Genomic DNA, 22,172 nt, shown 5'->3' on the forward strand with positions numbered 1-22,172 from the left:
TAAGCCCTAGAACGCCGGAAGTAGTTGGGGGTTGCCCCCTGTGAGATATGGTAGTCGCTTAGCAAGGTTGAGTCTAGTGGAAACTAGGCTCATTTGGGAGTTTAGCTTAGTTGGAATTGAGAGGCAATCGAGATTCCAATCGGCGGATAAGAGAAACGTAGTTTCTCACCGTTGGCTGAGTTAAACGACCATTTGGGAGTTTAGCTCAGCTGGGAGAGCATCTGCCTTACAAGCAGAGGGTCAGCGGTTCGATCCCGTTAATTCCCATTTTTCAAGCGGGTGTAGTTTAGTGGTAAAACTACAGCCTTCCAAGCTGTTGTCGCGAGTTCGATTCTCGTCACCCGCTTTGAACTGTTTGTTCATTACCAAGTTTTTAACTTGGGCGCGTAGCTCAGGTGGTTAGAGCGCACGCCTGATAAGCGTGAGGTCGGTGGTTCGAGTCCACTCGTGCCCATTTTTAATATTATGGTCCGTTGGTCAAGGGGTTAAGACACCGCCTTTTCACGGCGGTAACACGGGTTCGAATCCCGTACGGACTATATTATATTGGAGGATTACCCAAGTCCGGCTGAAGGGAACGGTCTTGAAAACCGTCAGGCGTGTAAAAGCGTGCGTGGGTTCGAATCCCACATCCTCCTTAATATTAACGCGGGATGGAGCAGCTCGGTAGCTCGTCGGGCTCATAACCCGAAGGTCGTAGGTTCAAATCCTGCTCCCGCAATATTTGGCTCGGTAGCTCAGTTGGTAGAGCAATGGATTGAAGCTCCATGTGTCGGCGGTTCGATTCCGTCTCGCGCCATAATTTAATATTATTCGGAAGGGTAGCGAAGAGGCTAAACGCGGCGGACTGTAAATCCGCTCCTTCGGGTTCGGGGGTTCGAATCCCTCCCCTTCCATCCTTTACGGGCATAGTTTAAAGGTAGAACTAAGGTCTCCAAAACCTTCAGTGTGGGTTCAATTCCTACTGCCCGTGTATAAGAATATGGCGGGTGTGGTGAAGTGGTTAACACACCAGATTGTGGCTCTGGCATGCGTGGGTTCGATCCCCATCACTCGCCTATTTTATATTATTGGGGTATAGCCAAGCGGTAAGGCAAGGGACTTTGACTCCCTCATGCGTTGGTTCGAATCCAGCTACCCCAGTTATACTTTGCCGGCGTGGCGGAATTGGCAGACGCGCTGGACTCAAAATCCAGTGTCCGCAAGGACGTGCCGGTTCGACCCCGGCCGCCGGTATAGTAATAAAGACAAGGTTTTAGGACCTTGTCTTTTTTTTCTCTGTTTTTGTTGAGTTACCAATTTTTTCCATTTTAAAATAAATCGTCAAGTTTATTAGCCAATGTTTTCTGTTTGCTAGGGTACAAATGAGAATAAGTATCAATTGTTGTTGTAATAGATGCGTGTCCTAATCTTTCTTTGACAACAAGGTAATCCTCTCCTTGATTTATTAGTAATGATGCATGAGAGTGTCTCAAATCATGAATTCTTATTTTCTTTAAATCTTTATCCCTTTCTAGTATTTGCTTAAACTTTTTATCAATCATATTTTTCGTAATTGTTATTGGTGTACTTTGTATTATTTGTAGTTCGTCTGTATTTTTCGTAAATTCCTCAAGTTTTTCTTTTTGTTTTACTTTCCAATCTTTTAGCATTTCTGCTAATTTCTGATTTATTGTTATATTTCTAGTTCCTGAACGTGTTTTTGTTGTATTAATGTAGCTTGTATTATTTACAAAGTATACCGTTTTGGTAACGTAAATCGTATTTGTTAAAAGATTTATATCATTCCAGTTCAATGCGAGGATTTCTCCCATTCTCATTCCAGTAAAGAAAGCAATTATGAAAAACAGGTCATAACTTATTTCATCATCTCGAATAAGTTCTCTAAATCTCGTGAATTCTTCTATACTCCAAAATTTAATACCAGGCTTCTTAATTGGTAATTTTCTCAGATTCTTAACTGGATTTTTGTCAATGAGAGATTTTCTTACACCAGTATCAAAAATTTTTTTAAGTAGAATTAGAACCTTATTAATTGTGTTATAGCTTAAAACTTCATTTTCATTTTGTTTTTTAGGTTTTGTTTTTAGGTATTCACGAAATTCGAATATATGGTCATACGTTAATTTATTTAAATTTGTATTTTTAAAATATGGCTTAATATGACGCTCATAATTGTTTCTTTGTGTACTTGTATAGCTTATTTTTCTGCCATTTTTCAGATCATCTTCTTCAAGTAAGTCGAATAACATATCCGTTGTTACTACAAAGTCAAATTGTTTTTCTTTTAATTCTACAACTCGAATATGTTGTTCTAGTTCTAGGGCTTCCTTTTTAGATTTTAATCCTTTTCGAATGATACGTATTCTTTTTTGTGTGACGGGGTGGAAACCATTAGAAACATCAACGGTCCATTTACCACTTTTAGTTTTACGAATAGTCATTCATTATGCTTCTTTCTGGAGTTCAATTCCTAGTAGTTCTTCAGCGACACTGGCTGGAATTGTACCAATCCGTTTGTTATCGTAGATATTAAAACCACGATTCACTAATAGTAATTTGCCAGTATGGATAATCTTTCTTGCAGTTCCTGGAGCAAATCCAAGTTCGATAAGGTCATCTTTTGTTACAGTTTTAATCATGTGATCTCCTTTTCTGATTAGATTAAGTAAGGGGAGGATTAACTCCCCTTGTCTAATACTTATTTTTGTTTTACATCTACTAAATGGATAGCATCCGCCTTGTAATACATCGTTGAACTAATCATAGTGGCTTGTAAATTGTCAAATGTAACTGGTACTTGATCCATTGCTTGGATATAGTCATTATCGACTAAAGCTTCTGGATTATCTACTGAGACTTGGGTTGATTTCTTTTTGAATTGTCCATCCTTGATCGTTACATTGTATTTCCAACCGATGATTTTATCGGTATTAAAACGTCTTTCGCTACCATCTCGGTTTTTGATAATTTCTCCGTTTGCATCTGCTCGGACTTCCGTTTCAAATTTTGGAATAACTTCATCCAATTCAAACTTTGTTCCAATGTTATTAAAATTCCAGTCATTTTGTGAAAGCATTTTTGCCATAGTTAATTTCTCCTTTTAATATTTTCTTTGATTGTAGGGATTAAATCCTCTCTTTTAAAGAGAATTGCCCTTTCTATTAATCCACTTGCTAAATCTGGTGGATATTCCATATTGTTGAGTGCGAGATAGTTAGCTTTCTCATACTCATGCAGTAAGTTATTGTCGTATAAAAACTTATACGCTTTTAGAATAGCTCCTGAACCTTTATAGGTAAACCATTCTAATTTTTGTTCCAGTTCTGTTTTTGGTTTTGAAATAATGATAGAGACAGGTTTTGAGTGACCTAAAAACTTTTCCCAAGATCTCAAAGGTTTTGAGAAATGGCTATCACTATAGAATCTCACTTTTTCTTTGAGATATCCCTTGGTAAAGTTAAGAAGTTCTATTTCTGAATGCAACCATTCTTGAATGAAGTAGTGAGCTTTTTCTTTTCTAAGTTCTAACTCAGTTCTTATCCAATTTTCTATAAAATGCTTGCTGATGCCGAGCTTCTCAGCTCGTTCTAAGCGTTTATCATAAACTCTAAGTCTTTCATCATCATTGGGTTTTCTCAAATATAAGGTTTGGCCGATTGTTTCATCTCCGTATGTATTGTAGTAGGTGCTTTTTCCATATATAAAGCGTTTCTTCTGACAAATCTTTAGAAGCTGATTAGGAGTGAAATAGGGTGTTTCATTAAAATCATCTATTGCAATATCAATTCGTCTTACTGAAAACTGATTGTAATTGTAGTAGAGGTTGTTCAGAAACTGTCTTTCGGACAGACTATTTGGATCTAATACCATATCTCTAAAGAACTCGAGTGCCTGTCCTGACATGACAAGCATGTAGGACGACTCTTTCGCTCCATAGTAGATACGGATATTCCCATGATGAAGCTGGCTATCATAGTTATAGTATTTAAGGCTCCCTTTATTCTCAATAAATAGGTCATAGTCAAGAAATAGAATGTCTTCGATTATTTCTCTTGGCGAAAATTCAGTCTTATCAAACTGAATTTGAATCCAGTCAAATACAGAACGTAAATGTTCATTTTTTGCCATAGATTTTGATTCAACTTTTTGCCTAATTTTGCCACCCTTAAAATCTCCGAAACCCTTGGAAATACTGAATTCTTTCGATGGTACACCTAACTTGCAGAGGGTGGTGTTACTACACACCCTATCGGTCAAAAATGGTCCGTCCGCATCTACGCTCATTTTCGGCTTTCTGCCTCCTGGCTCAGCCGAAAACTCGCTATTAGCCGAACCTATTTTTTGACCTCTTCTGAACAAACCCTAGTAAGCCGGTTTGCATCGACTCTTCAATATCTTGGATTTTCTTTTTTAGATTGGCATTCTCAATTTGTATCAGTCGTATTTCTCGCTTAAATTCCTGTTTTAAGGCGCTCAGTTCATCGTAGAGCTCATTTATTACTTGGTTTAGGGATTCTTGCTCATTGTCTGCTAGACTCCCAAATACGGCTTGTATAGCCTCTTTGAGACCTATTTCAAGTTTTAGGTTAGCTAACTTTTGAAATTGTCTAAGGTCTTCGTCTGTAAAGTCATAGGAAACTGTATAACTTAATTGATGAGTTCTTGGATTTCTACTGATAGGAATTTTAATTTTCTTAAATTCCTTGCCACTTATCTCTTTAATCAGTTGAATCCAATTTTTAAGAGTAGAGGTAGAGTTTAGGCCAGAAATTTGATTGACTAACTCTTTATTGGTCATCTTTTTGTGAAACCTCCGAAATTTTCTTGTGCAACTGAAGAGTTTTCTGTGGTATAATTGTTACATAATATGTTTTGATCTTGGAACGAACGGCACATTTGTTTCAAGATTTTTTTATTTTGTCGAATCTTACCTCCTTTATTAAAATTTTTTAAATCGACTACTAATTACATACGCTTTTACCTCCTTTTATGCTATAATATTCTCAATGGAATATTTAATCTCAAAATAAATATTCCTTATGGAATAATTCTATTTTATACCGTTTAGAATATTTTGTCAAGTAAAAATATACGATTAAGAATATTTATAGGAGACTTATGTATACAAAGGATTATAAATTTTCAGATAGATTAAAAACTCTCAGAAAATCAAAAAAATTAACTCAAGTACAAATATCGGAATTAATTGGAGTTCAGCAAGGGACATATTCTCGTTGGGAGAATGGAACGTTAGAACCGGGATTAGAATTAGTTGTAAAATTAGCAAATATCTTTGGTACTACTACAGATTATTTGCTGGGACAAAAACCTTATTCAATTATCAGTAGTTTACCTCTAGAACAATTAGATCTTACCAACATTGCAAACTTTTCAAAGGATGAGTTTGATATTTTGAAACATTCAATAGCAGTTTCGGTGGCAAGAAATAAAATAAAGGCAACAGAACTAAAAGATAGAGTTATAGAAAAAAATCAGTTGTCAGAAAAAGATGCAGAACTTTTGAATAAGATTTTTGAAGAAGTTAAAACTTATTGGGAAAACTAGAAGGACGCTAGTCTTCAAAATTTCCTCCCAAAATTTGTCTAAAACATTGACAGAATTCTATATAAAGAGGTTTATGATTATTTTAATGCAGATTGATGGTTTATTTGATTAAGTTTCAATAGGTAAAGATTAGTATATTCTTGTTGAGTGATTTTATTTTATGAAGGGTGTTTATAGTTGAAAGGGGGAAATAGATGGTCTCTAAACTTGATACAGCTTGGGACTTGTTTTTGGAGGGAAAAACATCAGAAGCTAAAAAGTTGGTTGAACAAGATTTTTCCATTGATACCTGTACAGATTTTAGTCTTTTAAATCTGATGGGATATTTATTGTTAGCAGAAAAAGACTATGCCTCGTGTACCCATATCTTTGAGAAATACATTTTATTAGCTAAACAAAATGAAGATAAAGAACATGAACATATTGGCTTACATCAATTAGCTATGATCTACAGAGATCAGGGTGATTTTCATAAGGCTTTAAAACTCATTGAAGATGAAGAGAAGATAGTTGAAGAGCATTTTCCAAATGATAATTTAAAGAAAGCTGTGAATAACTACGAACAAGGCTATGTGAGATTTAAATTAAACAACCTTGATGAAGCTCTTACATTCATGAATCTGTCATTGGAACAATCTTTAGAGACAGATGATGTGATTTCTCAAGCTTGTAGCTATAGAGGGTTAGGGGAAATCTATTTAGCATTGAAAGATACGGAATTATCCAACAGACATTTCAAACGAGCTATAGAACTTTTCGAAAGTGTTGGAGAATTTGAAGGGATAAAGGAAATTGAGGAATTGATTAATGAATGATTTGACATTTAGATTTTGCCATTAGTTTGTTTTTGCTTTGAAACTATGTTAGTCTAAGTTGTTAGTGTTAAAAAAAGACAAGGTTTTTTATCCTTGTCTTTTCGTTTTAGTATTGCTTTTGTTTCAATGTCAATAAGGATGATTAAAAGGCTGGGACAGTAGTCTCAGCCTTTTAATTGAAGATAAAATCTTCTTAGAAACTTTCCTTAGGAGAGTACATAACAGAAGGTTAGGGACTCTGAAGCTAAGTTTTGAGTATTTTTTTATTTGACAAATATAAGTAGACGGTGTATACTTTATAAAAGTAGACAACGTATACTTCGATAAGGAAAGGTGGTCAAATGAAACGGAATACGGAAGAACTGAAAGAAAAGTTAATTTCGGTCGGCATTGAAGAAATCAGAACTAACGGGATTGACCGGATGTCTATGCGTACAATAGCTCAAAAATGTGGGGTGACTCATGGAGCTCCCTATAAGCATTTTGGAAGTAAAGATAAATATATTCAAGTTGTTATGGAACACTTATCAATGTTCTTTTTGAAAAATATGATACTTGGGATTGATACTTCCATAGATGCAAGAACTCAACTAACTCTGATGGGCTGTAACTTTGTAAGGTTTGCCCAAGAGGAAACCTATCTATTTGAAGCATTATTTATCAAATTTCCATATAACTATATGGAGTTATCCCAGGAAACTATTTCAGTCAACTCCTCTTTACCAGGATTTGAACATTTTAAGTCGGTAGCGTTAAGACTTAAAGATGAGGAAAATCTTTCTAGTAGTGACGCAGAAATATTGATCAATTTTTGGAGTTTTATTGCTGGTTTGGCTCTATTGGTAAGGAGTCCTGTTGGAGAAAACTTTAAAGAAAATGATGTTCAAAAGACCGTCAGAACGATGCTTGATATTTATATAAAAGGAGATAGCTGATGAATGTTTTAATAATCTATTCACATCCGAATGAAACAAGTTATAATGCGTCAATCCTTCAAACTGTGCAAAAGCATTTAGCACCAGAGCATAGAGTTAAAATAATAGACTTATATAAAGAAAACTTTGACCCGGTTTTACGTTTTGATGAAATGCATAAAAGGAGAGATTTACAGCATAATGAAGACATGAAACCATATAGAGATTTATTGATTTGGGCAGATCAGTTGATTTTTATTTTCCCTACTTGGTGGAGTGGAATGCCAGCTATTTTAAAAGGTTTTATTGATCGTGTTTTTGTTGCAGGTTTTGCTTATCAGAATGGACCTCGAGGTCCGGTGGGGCAACTAGATGGAAAAGCGTGGATCATTACGACGCATAATACGCCAAAAATTTTTCTTCCTTTTTCTCAAGACTACGCAAAGGTTCTAAAATCTCAAATCTTGAAACCCTGTGGTATTAAACCGGTTAAAATGACACAAGTTACACGAGTGGAGTATATGAGTGATCGTCAACGGAAAGAAGAACTCGAAAAAATCGCACAGATAGCCAAAAGGATATAAAAACGTGCGTTATAAGTCATGACAGAGCATACAGAATATGAGCTGACAGGAAAAGGGAAATCGCTGATGCCGATTTTAAAGGACTTGAATCAATGGGGGAAAGAATGGTTGCATTAAATTTTCTTCTTCTTTTTGTCACTTTCATCTTGCCACTTAGGTTCTCATTTTGACCGCTTATCCCAAAAGGCCGTTTTTTAAACGGCTTTTTTGCTAGACTGATACTGTCAAAAAGGAGAGAGAACATGATATTACCAGCTAAAAACATCAGTAAACGGTATGGAAATCATCTAGTGGTTGATCATATTCACCTACAGTTTGAAAAGGGAACGTTTAATGCGATTCTAGGACCAAATGGGGCAAGGAAATCAACGACTGAGAAATAAGATTATTGACTCACTATTTATGGAAGTAGTTATTTAAGAGAGAAAGATGAGTTACCAAAAAGTTACTAAAATTTAAAAAATGAGTCTATTTTGCAAGATTCAAAAGTTCTAAAACCCTATTAAATCAAGGTTATAAGATTTAAAAAATGGGTTCATAGAACTCAAAATCCAGTGTCCGCAAGGACGTGCCGGTTCGACCCCGGCCGCCGGTATAGTATTAAAGACAAGGTTTTCGGACCTTGTTTTTTTCTTTTATTTGTTGAATTTTTGATGCTGAGTTACTTAACAGTTACTAAAAATTGTTTTTATTGTTTTCTGAAAATACTTTGACTATTTTCCTTTACTGTGTTATAATTAACCGGTAAAGTATTTACTGGTTAATAGAAAGGGAGTACGTATGAAAGTCGCTAATCAGATCGATGAGTTTTTAAATTCTATTTTACTTATTTCTGAGAATCAGCATGAAGTTTTGATAGGTTCTTGTACAAGTGGTTTTTCTTTAACCAATACGCAAGAACACATTTTAATGTTATTATCAAAGAATAATTATTCCAATTCTGAGCTTGCTAAATTGCTGAATGTTAGTCAAGCTGCTGTTACTAAGGCTGTTAAACAATTACTTTCTTTTGGGATGTTAGAAGCTCTAAAAGATGAGAAAGATGCTCGAATCGTTTTGTACCGTTTAACAGATTTGGGGCGTCCAGTTGCTGAGGAACATTCTCATCATCATGATCATACTTTGGCTGTTTATGATCAAGTTTTGAGCGAATTTTCTCAAGAAGAACAGATGGTTATTTCTAAGTTTTTATCTCGCTTATTGGAGGATCTTCGTTAATGCGTTATATCACTGTTAAAGATCTTTCATTTTATTATGATCGAGAGCCTGTTCTAGAAGGGGTGAATTATTACTTGGACAGCGGGGAGTTTGTGACGCTGACTGGTGAGAATGGCGCAGCCAAATCTACTTTGATCAAGGCAAGTCTTGGCATCTTAAAACCAAAAGTAGGGACGGTTGAAATTGCTAAGGAAAATGTAGCTGGTAAAAAATTACGAATTGCCTATCTTCCGCAACAAATTGCAAGCTTTAATGCTGGCTTTCCCAGTTCTGTTTATGAGTTTGTGAAATCAGGGCGGTATCCTCGTAAGGGTTGGTTTCGTCGGTTAAATCATCACGATGAGGAGCACATTCTAGCTAGTTTATCTGCTGTTGGGATGTTAGAGCATCGTGATAAACCATTAGGGGCTCTATCCGGTGGCCAGAAACAACGGGCTGTCATTGCACGAATGTTTGCGTCTGATCCAGATATTTTTGTCTTGGATGAACCGACTACTGGGATGGATGCTGGTAGTAAGGATGAGTTTTATGAATTGATGCACCACAGTGCCCATCATCATGGGAAGGCTGTTTTGATGATTACGCATGATCCTGAAGAGGTGAGCCATTACGCGGATCGCAATATTCACCTAGTGAGAAAACAAAACTCTCCATGGCGTTGCTTTAATGTCCATGAGAAAGATGGAGGTGAGGACCATGCTTAGTCTCTTTCAGTATGATTTTATGCAACGGGCCTTGTTGGCGATGGTTGCTATGAGTCTCTTCTCTCCTATCCTAGGTGTATTTTTGATTTTGCGTCGTCAGAGCTTGATGAGTGATACGCTGAGCCACGTTTCTCTATCAGGGGTTGCTTTTGGTCTCTTCCTTGGTTTCTCTCCGACTATTTCTACAGTCATTGTGGTGATCATAGCAGCTGTATTTCTAGAGTACTTACGCACGGTCTATAAAGATTTTATGGAAATAGGGACAGCGATTCTCATGTCAACCGGTTTGGCCTTGGCTTTGGTGATCATGAAGGGTGGTGGTAAAAGCTCCATGAGTCTGGACCAGTACCTATTTGGTTCTACCTTGACCATTACCGATGAGCAAGTGTTAGCTCTGTTTGTCATAGCGGCGATTGTTTTGTGTTTGACGGTTCTCTTTATTCGTCCGATGTATATTCTTACGTTTGACGAGGATACAGCTTATGTAGATGGTTTACCCGTGCGTCTCATGTCTATCTTGTTTAATATCGTGACAGGGGTGGCTATCGCCTTGATGATCCCGGCTGCGGGTTCCTTGTTGGTATCTACCATCATGGTCTTGCCAGCTAGTATTGCTTTAAAGCTAGGAAAAACCTTCCGTTCAGTCATGATTTTGGCAGTGGTCATTGGTTTTGTAGGGATGGTCAGTGGTCTCATTCTTTCTTATTACCCGGATACACCGGTTAGTGCGACCATTACCCTCTTATTTGTATTCTTCTTTTTGCTCTCAAATCTTTTTGTTAAATTTAGAAAATAGGTGATCTTATGAAAAAACTTGCATGGCTGGTGTTAGCCTTTTGTAGTCTTCTTTTAGTAGCTTGTAGTGGTGGTCAAAATCAGTCAGGGAAATTGAAAGTCATGACGACTTTCTATCCTGTCTATGAATTTACTAAGCAAGTCGTTGGAGACGAGGGAGATGTGGAGCTCTTGATCGGGTCTGGTTCGGAACCCCATGATTTTGAATTGTCTGCCAAGGGGCGCGCAAAAATCCAAGAGTCAGATGTCTTTGTCTACGAGAATGAGAACATGGAAACGTGGGTGCCTCAGTTGTTGAAATCAATGGATGGCAAGAAAACCAAGGTTGTCAAAGCGACGGAAAATATGCTGCTTTTACCAGGTGGTGAGGAAGAGCATGACCATGAGGGAGGGGAAGAACACCATCATGACTACGATCCCCATGTCTGGCTTTCTCCGCAGAGAGCCATTAAAATGGTGGAAACGATTCGTGATCAACTGGTGAAACAGTACCCAGATAAAAAGGCTAGCTTTACAGCTAATGCGGATGCCTATATTGCCAAGTTGAAAAAATTGGATGACAGCTATACGAAGAGCTTATCTGAAGCGAAACAGAAAAACTTTGTTACTCAACACGCAGCTTTCCGTTATTTGGCCCTGGACTATGGCTTGAATCAAGTTTCTATTTCAGGTTTGTCACCAGATAGTGAACCGTCTGCGACTCGCTTGAGTGAATTGACAGAGTACATCAAGAAGAATGACATCAAGGTCATCTACTTTGAAGAAAATGCTTCTAAATCCTTATCGAAAACCTTGTCTGCTGAAACCGGTGTGGATCTAGCTGTTTTGAATCCATTAGAGAGCTTGACAGATGAGCAGATGAAAGATGGTGAAGACTACATCTCTATCATGGGAGCCAACCTCAAATCTTTGGAGTTAACAACAACTCAAGCTGGAAAAGAAATCGCTCCAGAAGAGGAAGAAGACACCAAAACAGTAGCCAATGGCTACTTTGAGGACAGTGCTATTAAGGACCGAACTCTTTCAGACTATGTAGGTGATTGGCAGTCTGTGTATCCTTATCTAAAAGATGGAACCTTGGATCAAGTCTTTGACTACAAAGCTAAATTAACCAAGTCCAAAACAGTTGAAGAGTATAAAGCCTACTACACCACAGGTTATAAAACAGATGTCGACCGGATTGTCATTACAGACAAAACCATGACCTTCTATAAGAATGGCGAAGAGAAGAAGTTCGAATACCGCTATGCTGGGAAGCATACGCTAAACTATACAAAAGGGAATCGTGGAGTGCGGTATCTCTTTGAAGCAACTGATCCGAATGCGGGTGAATTCAAGTATGTTCAATTCAGTGACCATCAAATTGCTCCTAATAAGGCAGCTCACTTCCATATTTTCTTCGGTGGGGAAAGCCAAGAGGCTCTTTATAAGGAATTGGAAAATTGGCCTACTTACTACCCAAGTGACCTATCCGGATTCGAAATTGCGCAGGAAATGTTGGCCCATTAATCAATTAGAGAAGGAACCAGTTGGTTCCTTTTTTGATAGTAACAGAAACTTGTCAAATTGCTAGAAAAAGGATAAAATTAGGCTTATAGAATAGATTGAATATGGGGAGATTCATGATGAAAAAGTATCGTTTGCTATTGTTGATTTCTGCTCTACTGTTTTTCCTTGGAGCCTGTGGTGATAAAAAGCAGGAGACAGGATCTGAAAGTAAAGAAAGTACAGTTCGTCAATCGAAGGCTAGCTCAGCTACTAGTGAAACAAAGAAAGCTGAGAGTTCGAGTGATAAGAAAGAGAAAACAAAGATGGATATTGAAGCAATCGCTCAAGGGGATTATAGTAGTGTAGCTGGTGTCTGGCAAGATGATAAGGGGAATAAACTCGTCTTTGATCAAAATGGTTTGGTCTCTAACGAATATGAGTCTTATGGTCTTTCCTTGACGGATTATGGAACTGTTTCAGGAGGAGTCTACGGAGGAGTTACAGGAGGATTTTTGATGGAATTCATCCCTGCCGGGCTTACGATTGATGACCAAACGGACGAAAATGGAGAAGTCATCTTCCATGATGATTCTGATGTTAATAAGGACCGTCTCTGGACCGGAACTGGGATGTACAGTTTTACGGAACAAGGTTCTTTCCTCTATAAGGTTGGGAATTAGCTAGTATATGTGTAATGAAAAAGAATGAAGAGTGTCCTACTCTTCATTCTTTTTTAGATTTTAGGGAGCCAAGAAAGGTAGAAGTCTAGCTTCTCCGCTTTCAAGAGGTCTTGGTGGCTCACTCTGTCGACCTTTTTTCCATCAAGAGAAGCATCTTGAAGAAAGTGTGCTTGGGCTGTGTGAGCTGTGCTATGGATATGCAGCCATTTTTTCTCTTGAGGGAGAAAGAGGCGCAAGTGTTTGAAGAGGGGAATCCCTAGGTCATAGACTGGCTTGCCTGGACAAGTTGGATAGAGTCCTAAAACCGACCAGATATACCAGGAGGATAGGCTGCCATTATCTTCATCTCCTGGATAGGCTTGAAAGCTTGGCTGGAAGGCTTCCTTGCGAAGGGCCTGGATTAGGATGCTAGTGTATTCCGGGTGTTGGCTATAGCGGAAGAGATAGGGGATGTGAAAACTCGGTTGGTTTGAAATGGCAATTTGTCCAAAAGGAGCTTGGGCCATCTCACTCATTTCATGAATTTCGTAGCCATAGCCCGTCACTTCGTAATGCGGTGCTTGAGTGGCTAGTCGAGTTAAGTAGTGGGTAAATCCTCCTTCTCCACCAAAGAGTTGCTTGAGGCCCTCGATGTCGTGAAGGGCGCCTAAGGTTGCCTGAATGGCAGAGCACTCTGCATAGTCGCGTCCCCAACTGATGGGGGAAAAGTCTGGTCTGAAATGGCCCTTCTTATCTTTGGCCCGGATATAACCTGTTTCTGGATCAAAGAGGGTTCGATAGGAAAGACTAGACTGGGCATATTCTTTGGCCAAAGCTTCCTTGCCAAGTAGCTGGGCAGTTTGGGCGATACAAAAATCGCTATAGGAGAAGTCAATGGTGTGACTCACGCTTTCGTGATAGTCAGTGGATAGATAGCCTAATTCCTTGTATTCTTTAGCTCCTCGTCGACCGTAATGACCATTTGGGTCTTCCTTCCTAGCTGTATCTAGCATGGCTTCAAAAAGCTCCGTGTGGAGGTCGGGAGCTAGGCCTTTTTGAATGGCATCGGCAATGACCCCATCAATGAGGGTTCCAGGCATCATGCCTCTTTCGTCCGGCGCTAGCCATTTAGGGAGGAAACCGGTATCTCGGTAATGGCTGAGGAAGCCTTCGAGAAATTCCTGGTAAAGCTCGGGATAGACTAGGCTATAGAGAGGAAAGGTGGTCCGAAAGAGATCCCAGAAGCCCAAACTCGTGAAGTATTTTCCTTCTTGAATGCGGTTGTGGGCGAAATCGCGATGGACTGCTTTCCCCTCAGGGGTTACTTCATAACAAGTCTGAGGAAAGAGCAGACTACGGTAGAGACAGTGATCGAAAAATGTTCGATCCTCTCCGCCCGTATCTAAAATTTCAAATCGGTCCATTAGCTCTTGCCATTTGCGGCTCGCTTTTTCTTTCATCTCTTCAAAGCTAGCTGTAGGAAGGTGAGATTCGGCCAACTCAGGGTTGATAAAGGAAGTGCCTAATCGAGCTTCTAGGGTAGGGCTGTCAAATTCTAGGATCAAATCCTGTCCTAGCCAGTGAGTGCGAGTGATGGCTTGGTCAAATTCGACATGAAGATAGAAAGGATAGGTTTGTTGGTCGGTATGATTTTGGTCTAGGATGTAGAAATGTAGATTCGTTTCTCCGAATTCTACTTCAGCTAGTCCATTGGGGCAATGAATGGCCAGTGAAAGTGCAGACGGCCCTCTAAAGCGGAGAATGGCCCCGTAGAGGCTGGGTGTCAGCTCTGTATGGACTTGATAGCGCTCTGAGGTGAGAGCTAAATAATGGGGCTGAAAGACAGCTTCTTGGACCCGGTAACTGCTCTGTCTGAAATAGAGGTCTTCTTGAGTCGGAATGTCTGTTAGTGGGGTGAGGAGACACCAGGAAAAATCTCCAATCCAAGGGCTAGGCTGATGGGTCAAGCGAATACCTTGAAAGATAGGAAGGTTGGGGTTGAAAAACCAAGCGTCCTGTTCATGTGTCGTCTGTGGAAGGAAATAATTCATCCCAAAAGGAACTCCTGTGTAAGGAAGGGTGTTGCCGTTAGAATAAGCTGAGTGATTGTCTGTTCCTAAGCGGGTATCAATATGAGTAATATCGGTCTTCATGCGGGACCTCCTGTGTCATACTAGGGCCTTCAAGCCCTTTTCTTTCTTTATTTTAGCAGAAGCCCCTCAAATGGGAAAGTCTTTTTCAAAACTAGAAAAGTTTGTAGAAAAAGGGCTATAATTTGCGTATGTATTTCCCATCTGAAATCTTTTATACTGAATAGGAAAGAATCGATACGTGTGAGGAAAAGGAATGACTTATTCAAAAGAAATCGTCAGAGAATGGCTGGACCAAGTAGCAGAACGTGCCAAGGAGTACCCGGAGTGGGTGGATGTCTTTGAGCGTTGCTACACAGATACTTTAGATAATACAGTTGAAATTTTAGAAGATGGGTCAACCTTTGTGTTGACAGGGGACATTCCAGCTATGTGGTTGCGTGACTCAACGGCTCAATTGAGACCCTATCTTCATGTGGCAAAAAGAGACCCTCGTTTGCGCCAGACCATTGCTGGTTTGGTCAAGCGCCAGATGACCTTGATCCTCAAGGATCCCTATGCTAACTCTTTTAATATTGAGGAGAACTGGAAAGGCCACCACGAGACTGACCACACCGATTTGAATGGCTGGATTTGGGAACGTAAGTATGAAGTGGACTCGCTTTGCTATCCCTTGCAATTGGCTTACCTCCTGTGGAAGGAAACTGGTGAGACTAGCCAATTTGATGAAACCTTTGTCACAGCGACCAAGGAAATCCTTCATCTCTGGACAGTGGAGCAAGACCACAATAACTCACCATACCGTTTCGTCCGTGATACCGATCGTAAGGAAGATACCTTGGTAAATGACGGCTTTGGGCCAGATTTTGCTGTGACAGGGATGACCTGGTCAGCCTTCCGTCCAAGTGATGATTGCTGTCAGTATAGCTATTTGATTCCGTCAAATATGTTTGCAGTAGTTGTTTTGGGTTATGTCCAAGAAATCTTTGCAGCATTGAATCTAGCTGATAGTGAGAGTATCATTGCAGATGCCAAACGCCTCCAAGCGGAGATTCAAGAAGGGATCGAAAACTACGCCTACACTACAAATAGTAAGGGCGAGAAAATTTATGCCTTTGAGGTAGACGGTTTGGGAAATGTTAGCATCATGGATGATCCAAACGTACCAAGCTTGTTGGCAGCTCCTTATCTTGGCTACTGCGCGATCGACGATGAGGTCTACCAAGCTACTCGTCGGACTATTTTGAGCCCTGAAAATCCTTACTTCTATGAAGGGAAGTACGCAAGCGGACTCGGAAGTTCTCATACCTTCTATCGCTATATCTGGCCGATTGCCCTGTCGATCCAAGGTTTAACAGCTACAGATAAAGCTGAGAAGAAATTCTTGCTGGATCAGTTGGTTGCCTGCGATGGTGGAACAGGTGTCATGCACGAAAGTTTCCACGTGGATGATCCAACCAAATATTCGCGTGAATGGTTCTCTTGGGCCAACATGATGTTCTGTGAATTAGTCTTGGATTACTTGGATATCCGCTAATACTCTTCAAAAATCAAATTCAAACCACGTCAGCTTCGCCTTGCCGTATATATGTTACTGACTTCGTCAGTTCTATCTACAACCTCAAAGAAGTGCTTTGAGCAACCTGCGGCTAGCTTCCTAGTTTGCTCTTTGACTTTCATTGAGTATAAGGAGCACGCTTTAGCTTCACTGATTCTTGTTAGAATCACAAGTTTATATTTAAAACATTAAAAATTTAAGTTAGAATGAGGTTTTACTCATGGAAAATGTTGTTGTACACATTATCTCTCACAGCCACTGGGATCGTGAGTGGTATTTACCTTTTGAAAGTCACCGGATGCAATTGGTGGAACTCTTTGACAATCTCTTTGATCTCTTTGAAAATGACCCTGAATTCAAGAGCTTCCATTTGGATGGACAAACCATTGTCCTTGATGACTATTTAGAAATTCGCCCTGAGAACCGTGACAAGGTGCAGCGTTATATCGACGAGGGCAAGCTTAAGATTGGTCCTTTCTATATCTTGCAGGATGATTATTTGATCTCCAGTGAAGCCAACGTCCGCAATACTTTGATTGGACAAGCTGAATGTGCCAAATGGGGCAAATCAACTCAAATTGGTTACTTCCCAGATACCTTTGGGAATATGGGGCAAGCTCCTCAAATCCTTCAAAAATCAGGTATCCACGTAGCAGCCTTTGGGCGTGGAGTGAAGCCGATCGGATTTGACAACCAAGTTCTCGAAGATGAGCAGTTTACCTCTCAATTTTCTGAAATGTACTGGCAAGGGGCGGATGGTAGCCGTGTACTCGGCATTCTATTTGCTAACTGGTACAGTAATGGGAATGAAATTCCAGTGGATAAAGATGAAGCTTTGGCTTTCTGGAAACAAAAATTGGCAGACGTTCGTGACTATGCATCGACCAACCAATGGTTGATGATGAACGGCTGTGACCACCAGCCTGTACAGAGAAATATTAGTGAAGCCATTCGCGTGGCCAATGAACTCTTCCCAGACGTGACCTTTATTCATAGCTCCTTTGACGAATATGTGCGAGCAGTGGAAAGTGCGCTTCCTGAGCAATTATCAACGGTTACAGGAGAATTGACCAGTCAGGAAACCGATGGTTGGTATACTCTGGCGAATACCTCTTCTTCACGGGTTTACCTCAAACAAGCCTTCCAAGAAAACAGCAATTTGTTAGAGCAAGTGGTGGAACCTTTGACCATCATCACTGGTGGGCACAACCACAAGGATCAATTGACCTATGCTTGGAAGACCCTATTGCAAAATGCACCACACGATAGTATTTGTGGATGTAGCGTGGACGAAGTTCACCGCGAAATGGAAGTTCGTTTTGCCAAGGTCAACCAAGTCGGTAACTTTGTCAAGAGCAACCTTCTCAATGAATGGAAAGAGAAACTAGCGACTCAGAAAGCCCAAAGTGAACAACTCTTTACGGTGATGAACACTGGCTTGCATGGCAAGGTGGACACCGTCAGCACGGTTATTGATGTAGCGGTTTGTCCATTTAAGGAATTGCACCCGACAGAGGGCTTCAAGAAAATGGCTGCTTTGACCTTGCCAGATTATCACGTAGAGGATTTAGATGGTCATCTTGTAGAAGCAGAGATTGAAGATTTGGGGGCAAGCTTTGGCTATACCTTGCCAAAGGATAAATTCCGTCAGCCTTATATTGCGCGTCAAGTGCGCGTGACGGTTCCGGTTCACCTATCGCCTCTTTCTTGGACAACCTTCCAGCTCCTAGAAGGAAAAGCTTCCCATCATGACGGTATTTACCAAAATGGGGTTCTCGATACGCCATTTGTAACCCTCAGTATTGATAATGGCTTGACCCTTTATGACAAGACGACCAATGAGGCTTATGAGGACTTCCTTCGTTTCGAAGACCGAGGTGATATTGGAAATGAATACATTTACTTCCAACCAAAAGGAACCGAACCAATCTATGCGGAGCTCAAAACTCATGAGGTCTTGGAAAATAATGCTCGCTATGCCAAAATCTTGCTCAAGCATGACTTGACGATCCCGGTCAGCGCAGATGAAAAATTGGATGCGGAACAAAGAGGCATTATCGAGTTTATGAACCGAGAGGCAGGACGCTCAGAAGAAATGACAACCATTCCGTTGGAAACAGAGATGACCGTCTTTGTGGATGATCCGCAGATTCGCTTTAAAACTCGCTTTACCAATACTGCAAAAGACCACCGCATTCGTCTCTTGGTCAAGACTCATAACACCCGTCCGAGCAATGATTCTGAGAGTATCTATGAGGTGGTGACACGGCCAAATAAACCAGCAGCTTCTTGGGAAAATCCTGAAAATCCCCAACACCAACAAGCCTTTGTCAGCTTGTATGACGATATTAAAGGGGTGACGGTAGCCAATAAAGGATTGCATGAGTATGAAATCCTTGGAGACGACACCATGGCTGTAACTCTTCTTCGTGCTTCAGGTGAACTCGGTGACTGGGGCTACTTCCCAACACCAGAAGCACAGTGCTTGCGCGATATCGAAGTTGAGTTCGCAGTAGAGTGCCATCAAGCTCAGGATCGATTCTCAGCCTTCCGTCGTGCCAAAGCCTTTCAGGTGCCATTTACAGCCCTTCAAGTTGCAAAACAAGAGGGTAGTGTTGCAGCAACGGGCAGTCTCTTTAACCATCCAGCACTGAACTTGCCACAAGTCTGCCCAACAGCCTTTAAGGTGGCTGAGAATGAAGAAGGTTATGTCCTTCGTTATTACAACATGAGTCAAGAAAATGTTCGGGTATCTGAAAAACAACAAACCATTCTTGATTTGTTGGAACGCCCATATCCAGTCCATTCAGGACTATTAGCACCACAAGAAATTCGTACAGAATTGATCAAAAAAGAAGAAATTTAATTTCAAAAAGAAAACATAAACAGAAAGGAGGAGCGAAAAAGTAAGAACCAACTACTGACTCGCTCCTTTTTGCAGGTGAAAGCAATGACCATTGCAACGATTGATATCGGAGGAACTGGCATTAAGTTTGCTAGTCTAACTCCTGATGGAAAGATTTTAGATAAGACCAGCACCCCAACTCCAGAAACTTTAGAAGATTTGTTGGCTTGGTTGGACCAACGCTTGTCAGAACAGGACTATCGTGGGATTGCTATGAGTGTTCCAGGAGCGGTCAATCAAGAAACAGGAGTGATCGAGGGGATTAGTGCCATTCCTTACATTCATGGATTTTCATGGTATGAGGCCCTTGCTCATCACCAGCTCCCTGTCCATCTAGAAAATGATGCCAACTGTGTTGGACTTAGTGAACTGCTAGCTCATCCTGAGATTGAAAATGCAGCCTGTGTTGTCATTGGCACAGGGATTGGTGGGGCCATGATTATCAATGGGAAACTTCACCGTGGTCGCCATGGCTTGGGTGGAGAGTTTGGTTACATGACAACTATCGAACCAGCAGAAAAACTCAACAACTGGTCACTATTAGCTTCTACAGGAAGCATGGTTCGCTATGTCATCGAAAAATCTGGTCAAACCGATTGGGATGGCCGAAAGGTTTACCAAGAGGCTGCAGCAGGCAATGCCCTTTGTCAAGAAGCCATTGAGCGGATGAATCGTAATCTAGCTCAAGGACTACTCAATATTCAGTATCTGATCGACCCAGATGTCATTAGCCTAGGTGGCTCTATCAGTCAGAACCCAGATTTTATCAAAGGGGTGCAAAAAGCGGTAGACGTCTTTGTGGAAAAATATGAAGAATATACAATTGCGCCAGTTATCCAAGCCTGTACCTATCAGGCAGATGCCAATCTCTACGGTGCTCTTGTCAACTGGTTACAGGAGGAAAACCAATGGTAAACTTTACCGGGCTTAGCCCCAAACAAGCGCAAGCTATTGAAGTATTAAAAAATCACATTTCTCTACCAGATGTAGAAGTGGCAGTCACCCAGTCTGATCAATCTTCTATTTCTATCAAGGGTGAGGGCGGAAACTATCAATTGACTTATGACAAACCTCATCAGCTTTACCGCGCCTTGTCTGTGCTAGCAACAGCTTTAGTAGAAGGTGACAAAGTAGAGATTGAAGAACAGGCTGCTTACGAAGATTTAGCCTACATGGCGGATTGTTCCCGTAATGCGGTTCTAAATGTTGCATCTGCCAAGCAGATGATTGAAGTCTTGGCTCTCATGGGCTACTCAACCTTTGAGCTATATATGGAGGACACCTATCAGATTGAGGGACAACCTTACTTTGGTTATTTCCGTGGAGCATACTCAGCTGAAGAGTTACAGGAAATCGAAAGCTACGCCCAGCAGTTTGACATGACTTTTGTTCCATGCATCCAAACCTTGGCTCACTTATCAGCCTTTGTCAAATGGGGTGTCAAAGAAGTCCAGCAACTCCGTGATGTAGAGGATATTCTCCTTATTGGCGAAGAAAAAGTTTACGAGCTGATTGATGGTATGTTTGCGACGTTGTCTAAGCTACAAACTCGCAAGGTCAATATCGGGATGGATGAAGCTCACCTGGTTGGTTTGGGACGTTACCTTATCCTAAACGGTGTGGTTGACCGCAGCCTCCTCATGTGCCAACACTTGGAGCGCGTGCTGGATATTGCAGATAAGTATGGTTTTCACTGCCAGATGTGGAGCGATATGTTCTTCAAACTCATGTCAGCTGATGGCCAGTACGACCGTGATGTCGAAATTCCAGAAGAAACTCGTGTTTATCTTGACCGTCTCAAAGACCGTGTGACCTTGGTTTACTGGGATTATTATCAGGATAGCGAAGAAAAATACAACCGTAACTTCGGTAATCACCACAAGATTAGTCAGGATATTGCCTTTGCAGGCGGTGCTTGGAAGTGGATTGGTTTCACACCACACAACCATTTCAGTCGTCTCATCGCTGTCGAAGCTAACAAAGCCTGCCGTGCCAATCAGATCAAGGAAGTCATTGTGACTGGTTGGGGGGACAATGGTGGTGAAACAGCTCAGTTCTCTATTCTGCCAAGCTTGCAAATCTGGGCAGAACTCAGCTACCGCAATGATTTAGACCGTTTATCAGCTCATTTCAAGGTCCATACAGGTCTGTCGGTTGAGGACTTTATTCAGCTGGATCTGGCCAACCTTTTACCAGATCTACCAGGAAATCTAAGTGGTATCAATCCCAACCGCTATGTCTTTTATCAAGATGTTCTTTGCCCAATTCTTGATAAGCACATGACTCCTGAACAGGACAAGCCTCACTTTGCCCAGGCAGCTGAGATTCTTTCTGACATTAAAGAAAAAGCTGGAGTCTACGCTTATCTTTTCGAAACTCAGGCCCAGTTGAATGCTATTTTAAGTGGCAAGGTTGATGTGGGACGACGCATTCGTCAAGCCTATCAAACAGGTGATAAAGAGAGCTTGCAACAAATTGCTAGGGAAGAATTGCCAAAACTCAGAAGCCAGATTGAAACCTTCCACAAGCTCTTTAGCCAGCAATGGTTGAAAGAAAACAAGGTCTTTGGCTTGGATACCGTGGATATCCGTATGGGAGGGCTCTTGCAACGAATCAAGCGTGCAGAAAGTCGTATTGAAGACTATCTAGCTGGTTCCATTTCTCGTATCGATGAGTTGGAAGTAGAGATTTTGCCATTCAACGATTTCTATGGAGATAAGGACTTCGCAGCTACAACGGCCAACCAGTGGCATACCATTGCGACCGCTTCGACCATTTATACGACCTAATTCAAAAAGGGTGTCTTTAAAGAAAATGCTGTTGAAGGAGGAGAAAGATGTCCGATGGAGACATTTCTTCTTCTTTTTTCTCCAT

The 22,172-nt window shown here is 40.7% G+C and carries 19 protein-coding genes, 12 tRNA genes and 2 pseudogenes; 27 read left to right on the plus strand and 6 right to left on the minus strand.

Annotated elements, in window-relative coordinates; all coding sequences use genetic code 11:
* The first annotated feature begins 194 nt into the window (after positions 1–194).
* The 12 genes from FJR71_RS07310 to FJR71_RS07365 all read left to right on the plus strand — a co-directional run bounded on the left by FJR71_RS07310 (position 195) and on the right by FJR71_RS07365 (position 1,236).
* Positions 195–267, plus strand: a tRNA-Val gene (locus FJR71_RS07310).
* An 8-nt stretch (positions 268–275) separates the two neighbouring features.
* A tRNA-Gly gene (locus FJR71_RS07315) sits at positions 276–346 on the plus strand.
* Between the two features lie 34 nt (positions 347–380).
* Positions 381–454 (plus strand) — tRNA-Ile (locus tag FJR71_RS07320).
* A 13-nt stretch (positions 455–467) separates the two neighbouring features.
* A tRNA-Glu gene (locus FJR71_RS07325) sits at positions 468–539 on the plus strand.
* Between the two features lie 9 nt (positions 540–548).
* Positions 549–638, plus strand: a tRNA-Ser gene (locus FJR71_RS07330).
* A gap of 9 nt (positions 639–647) precedes the next feature.
* Positions 648–721: transfer RNA gene (locus tag FJR71_RS07335), tRNA-Met, on the plus strand.
* Positions 722–726: 5 nt separating this feature from the next.
* Positions 727–799, plus strand: a tRNA-Phe gene (locus FJR71_RS07340).
* 16 nt (positions 800–815) lie between these two features.
* Positions 816–896: transfer RNA gene (locus tag FJR71_RS07345), tRNA-Tyr, on the plus strand.
* A gap of 6 nt (positions 897–902) precedes the next feature.
* Positions 903–973 (plus strand) — tRNA-Trp (locus FJR71_RS07350).
* 12 nt (positions 974–985) lie between these two features.
* Positions 986–1,058: transfer RNA gene (locus tag FJR71_RS07355), tRNA-His, on the plus strand.
* A gap of 13 nt (positions 1,059–1,071) precedes the next feature.
* Positions 1,072–1,143: transfer RNA gene (locus FJR71_RS07360), tRNA-Gln, on the plus strand.
* Between the two features lie 9 nt (positions 1,144–1,152).
* Positions 1,153–1,236: transfer RNA gene (locus tag FJR71_RS07365), tRNA-Leu, on the plus strand.
* Positions 1,237–1,310: 74 nt separating this feature from the next.
* Here FJR71_RS07365 and FJR71_RS07370 read toward each other — a convergent pair.
* The 5 genes from FJR71_RS07370 to FJR71_RS07390 are packed head-to-tail and all read right to left on the minus strand — an operon-like array spanning position 1,311 to position 4,801.
* Entirely contained in the window at positions 1,311–2,444 is a 1,134-nt protein-coding gene (locus FJR71_RS07370) for a tyrosine-type recombinase/integrase (RefSeq protein WP_140814454.1), read from the minus strand.
* Positions 2,445–2,447: 3 nt separating this feature from the next.
* A complete protein-coding gene (locus FJR71_RS07375; RefSeq protein WP_000598356.1) occupies positions 2,448–2,642 on the minus strand; it encodes a DUF3173 domain-containing protein in 195 nt (64 codons plus the stop codon).
* A gap of 59 nt (positions 2,643–2,701) precedes the next feature.
* A complete protein-coding gene (locus FJR71_RS07380) occupies positions 2,702–3,088 on the minus strand; it encodes a hypothetical protein (protein WP_001096844.1) in 387 nt (128 codons plus the stop codon).
* A 2-nt stretch (positions 3,089–3,090) separates the two neighbouring features.
* On the minus strand, positions 3,091–4,287 hold the full coding sequence (locus FJR71_RS07385; protein ID WP_140814455.1) for a replication initiation factor domain-containing protein: 1,197 nt from the start codon (positions 4,285–4,287) through the stop codon (positions 3,091–3,093).
* 40 nt (positions 4,288–4,327) lie between these two features.
* Complete coding sequence (locus FJR71_RS07390; RefSeq protein WP_006152053.1) at positions 4,328–4,801, minus strand: hypothetical protein; 474 nt, start codon at positions 4,799–4,801, stop codon at positions 4,328–4,330.
* A 320-nt stretch (positions 4,802–5,121) separates the two neighbouring features.
* Between FJR71_RS07390 and FJR71_RS07395 the strand changes: the two genes are divergently transcribed.
* The 11 genes and pseudogenes from FJR71_RS07395 to FJR71_RS07445 all read left to right on the plus strand — a co-directional run bounded on the left by FJR71_RS07395 (position 5,122) and on the right by FJR71_RS07445 (position 12,766).
* Positions 5,122–5,568, plus strand: coding sequence for a helix-turn-helix transcriptional regulator (locus FJR71_RS07395; RefSeq protein WP_140814456.1), 447 nt, complete (start codon positions 5,122–5,124; stop codon positions 5,566–5,568).
* 194 nt (positions 5,569–5,762) lie between these two features.
* On the plus strand, positions 5,763–6,383 hold the full coding sequence (locus tag FJR71_RS07400; protein ID WP_006151778.1) for a tetratricopeptide repeat protein: 621 nt from the start codon (positions 5,763–5,765) through the stop codon (positions 6,381–6,383).
* Positions 6,384–6,724: 341 nt separating this feature from the next.
* On the plus strand, positions 6,725–7,318 hold the full coding sequence (locus FJR71_RS07405; RefSeq protein WP_006151448.1) for a TetR/AcrR family transcriptional regulator: 594 nt from the start codon (positions 6,725–6,727) through the stop codon (positions 7,316–7,318).
* Entirely contained in the window at positions 7,318–7,881 is a 564-nt protein-coding gene (locus FJR71_RS07410; protein WP_006151390.1) for an NAD(P)H-dependent oxidoreductase, read from the plus strand. The genes FJR71_RS07405 and FJR71_RS07410 overlap by 1 nt, the downstream gene beginning before the upstream one ends.
* Positions 7,882–7,908: 27 nt before the next feature.
* Positions 7,909–7,998, plus strand: a pseudogene (locus FJR71_RS07415) (winged helix-turn-helix transcriptional regulator); the annotation flags it as partial.
* A 125-nt stretch (positions 7,999–8,123) separates the two neighbouring features.
* Positions 8,124–8,255 (plus strand): annotated as a pseudogene (locus FJR71_RS07420) (ABC transporter ATP-binding protein); the annotation flags it as partial.
* 406 nt (positions 8,256–8,661) lie between these two features.
* Positions 8,662–9,099 carry a zinc-dependent MarR family transcriptional regulator gene (locus FJR71_RS07425; protein WP_048691340.1) on the plus strand — a complete coding sequence of 146 codons (438 nt, stop codon included), beginning with the start codon at positions 8,662–8,664 and terminating at the stop codon, positions 9,097–9,099.
* Positions 9,099–9,803: a metal ABC transporter ATP-binding protein gene (locus FJR71_RS07430; RefSeq protein ID WP_048691339.1), complete on the plus strand. Its 705-nt coding sequence runs from the start codon at positions 9,099–9,101 to the stop codon at positions 9,801–9,803. Before FJR71_RS07425 ends, FJR71_RS07430 begins: the two co-directional genes overlap by 1 nt.
* On the plus strand, positions 9,796–10,599 hold the full coding sequence (locus tag FJR71_RS07435) for a metal ABC transporter permease (protein WP_048691336.1): 804 nt from the start codon (positions 9,796–9,798) through the stop codon (positions 10,597–10,599). The genes FJR71_RS07430 and FJR71_RS07435 overlap by 8 nt, the downstream gene beginning before the upstream one ends.
* A gap of 8 nt (positions 10,600–10,607) precedes the next feature.
* Positions 10,608–12,107: a zinc ABC transporter substrate-binding protein AdcA gene (locus FJR71_RS07440; protein ID WP_048691331.1), complete on the plus strand. Its 1,500-nt coding sequence runs from the start codon at positions 10,608–10,610 to the stop codon at positions 12,105–12,107.
* A 113-nt stretch (positions 12,108–12,220) separates the two neighbouring features.
* Complete coding sequence (locus FJR71_RS07445) at positions 12,221–12,766, plus strand: DUF6287 domain-containing protein (RefSeq protein ID WP_140814457.1); 546 nt, start codon at positions 12,221–12,223, stop codon at positions 12,764–12,766.
* 53 nt (positions 12,767–12,819) lie between these two features.
* Here FJR71_RS07445 and FJR71_RS07450 read toward each other — a convergent pair whose 3' ends face one another.
* Positions 12,820–14,898, minus strand: a complete 2,079-nt coding sequence (locus FJR71_RS07450; RefSeq protein WP_140814458.1) for a GH92 family glycosyl hydrolase — start codon at positions 14,896–14,898, stop codon at positions 12,820–12,822.
* Between the two features lie 193 nt (positions 14,899–15,091).
* Between FJR71_RS07450 and FJR71_RS07455 the strand changes: the two genes are divergently transcribed.
* The 4 genes from FJR71_RS07455 (at position 15,092) to FJR71_RS07470 (ending at position 22,087) form a co-directional block, all read left to right on the plus strand.
* Positions 15,092–16,372, plus strand: coding sequence for a glycoside hydrolase family 125 protein (locus FJR71_RS07455; RefSeq protein ID WP_048691324.1), 1,281 nt, complete (start codon positions 15,092–15,094; stop codon positions 16,370–16,372).
* Positions 16,373–16,613: 241 nt separating this feature from the next.
* Complete coding sequence (locus FJR71_RS07460; protein ID WP_061564634.1) at positions 16,614–19,259, plus strand: alpha-mannosidase; 2,646 nt, start codon at positions 16,614–16,616, stop codon at positions 19,257–19,259.
* 84 nt (positions 19,260–19,343) lie between these two features.
* Positions 19,344–20,213: an ROK family protein gene (locus tag FJR71_RS07465; protein ID WP_061564635.1), complete on the plus strand. Its 870-nt coding sequence runs from the start codon at positions 19,344–19,346 to the stop codon at positions 20,211–20,213.
* Positions 20,207–22,087, plus strand: a complete 1,881-nt coding sequence (locus tag FJR71_RS07470; protein WP_061564636.1) for a beta-N-acetylhexosaminidase — start codon at positions 20,207–20,209, stop codon at positions 22,085–22,087. The genes FJR71_RS07465 and FJR71_RS07470 overlap by 7 nt, the downstream gene beginning before the upstream one ends.
* Positions 22,088–22,172 lie beyond the last annotated feature (85 nt).

It is taken from the genome of Streptococcus xiaochunlingii, assembly GCF_006385805.1.
GTDB lineage: Bacteria > Bacillota > Bacilli > Lactobacillales > Streptococcaceae > Streptococcus > Streptococcus xiaochunlingii.

Bases quoted from the DNA above. Each gene is read 5' to 3' on its own strand.
- FJR71_RS07465 (WP_061564635.1), top strand. From the start codon at position 19,344: ATGACCATTGCAACGATTGATATCGGAGGAACTGGCATTAAGTTTGCT.
- FJR71_RS07440 (WP_048691331.1), top strand. From the start codon at position 10,608: ATGAAAAAACTTGCATGGCTGGTGTTAGCCTTTTGTAGTCTTCTTTTA.
- FJR71_RS07430 (WP_048691339.1), top strand. From the start codon at position 9,099: ATGCGTTATATCACTGTTAAAGATCTTTCATTTTATTATGATCGAGAG.
- FJR71_RS07385 (WP_140814455.1), bottom strand. From the start codon at position 4,287: ATGAGCGTAGATGCGGACGGACCATTTTTGACCGATAGGGTGTGTAGT.
- FJR71_RS07450 (WP_140814458.1), bottom strand. From the start codon at position 14,898: ATGAAGACCGATATTACTCATATTGATACCCGCTTAGGAACAGACAAT.
- FJR71_RS07470 (WP_061564636.1), top strand. From the start codon at position 20,207: ATGGTAAACTTTACCGGGCTTAGCCCCAAACAAGCGCAAGCTATTGAA.
- FJR71_RS07445 (WP_140814457.1), top strand. From the start codon at position 12,221: ATGATGAAAAAGTATCGTTTGCTATTGTTGATTTCTGCTCTACTGTTT.
- FJR71_RS07455 (WP_048691324.1), top strand. From the start codon at position 15,092: ATGACTTATTCAAAAGAAATCGTCAGAGAATGGCTGGACCAAGTAGCA.
- FJR71_RS07375 (WP_000598356.1), bottom strand. From the start codon at position 2,642: ATGATTAAAACTGTAACAAAAGATGACCTTATCGAACTTGGATTTGCT.
- FJR71_RS07395 (WP_140814456.1), top strand. From the start codon at position 5,122: ATGTATACAAAGGATTATAAATTTTCAGATAGATTAAAAACTCTCAGA.
- FJR71_RS07400 (WP_006151778.1), top strand. From the start codon at position 5,763: ATGGTCTCTAAACTTGATACAGCTTGGGACTTGTTTTTGGAGGGAAAA.
- FJR71_RS07435 (WP_048691336.1), top strand. From the start codon at position 9,796: ATGCTTAGTCTCTTTCAGTATGATTTTATGCAACGGGCCTTGTTGGCG.
- FJR71_RS07460 (WP_061564634.1), top strand. From the start codon at position 16,614: ATGGAAAATGTTGTTGTACACATTATCTCTCACAGCCACTGGGATCGT.
- FJR71_RS07380 (WP_001096844.1), bottom strand. From the start codon at position 3,088: ATGGCAAAAATGCTTTCACAAAATGACTGGAATTTTAATAACATTGGA.
- FJR71_RS07390 (WP_006152053.1), bottom strand. From the start codon at position 4,801: ATGACCAATAAAGAGTTAGTCAATCAAATTTCTGGCCTAAACTCTACC.
- FJR71_RS07370 (WP_140814454.1), bottom strand. From the start codon at position 2,444: ATGACTATTCGTAAAACTAAAAGTGGTAAATGGACCGTTGATGTTTCT.
- FJR71_RS07410 (WP_006151390.1), top strand. From the start codon at position 7,318: ATGAATGTTTTAATAATCTATTCACATCCGAATGAAACAAGTTATAAT.
- FJR71_RS07425 (WP_048691340.1), top strand. From the start codon at position 8,662: ATGAAAGTCGCTAATCAGATCGATGAGTTTTTAAATTCTATTTTACTT.
- FJR71_RS07405 (WP_006151448.1), top strand. From the start codon at position 6,725: ATGAAACGGAATACGGAAGAACTGAAAGAAAAGTTAATTTCGGTCGGC.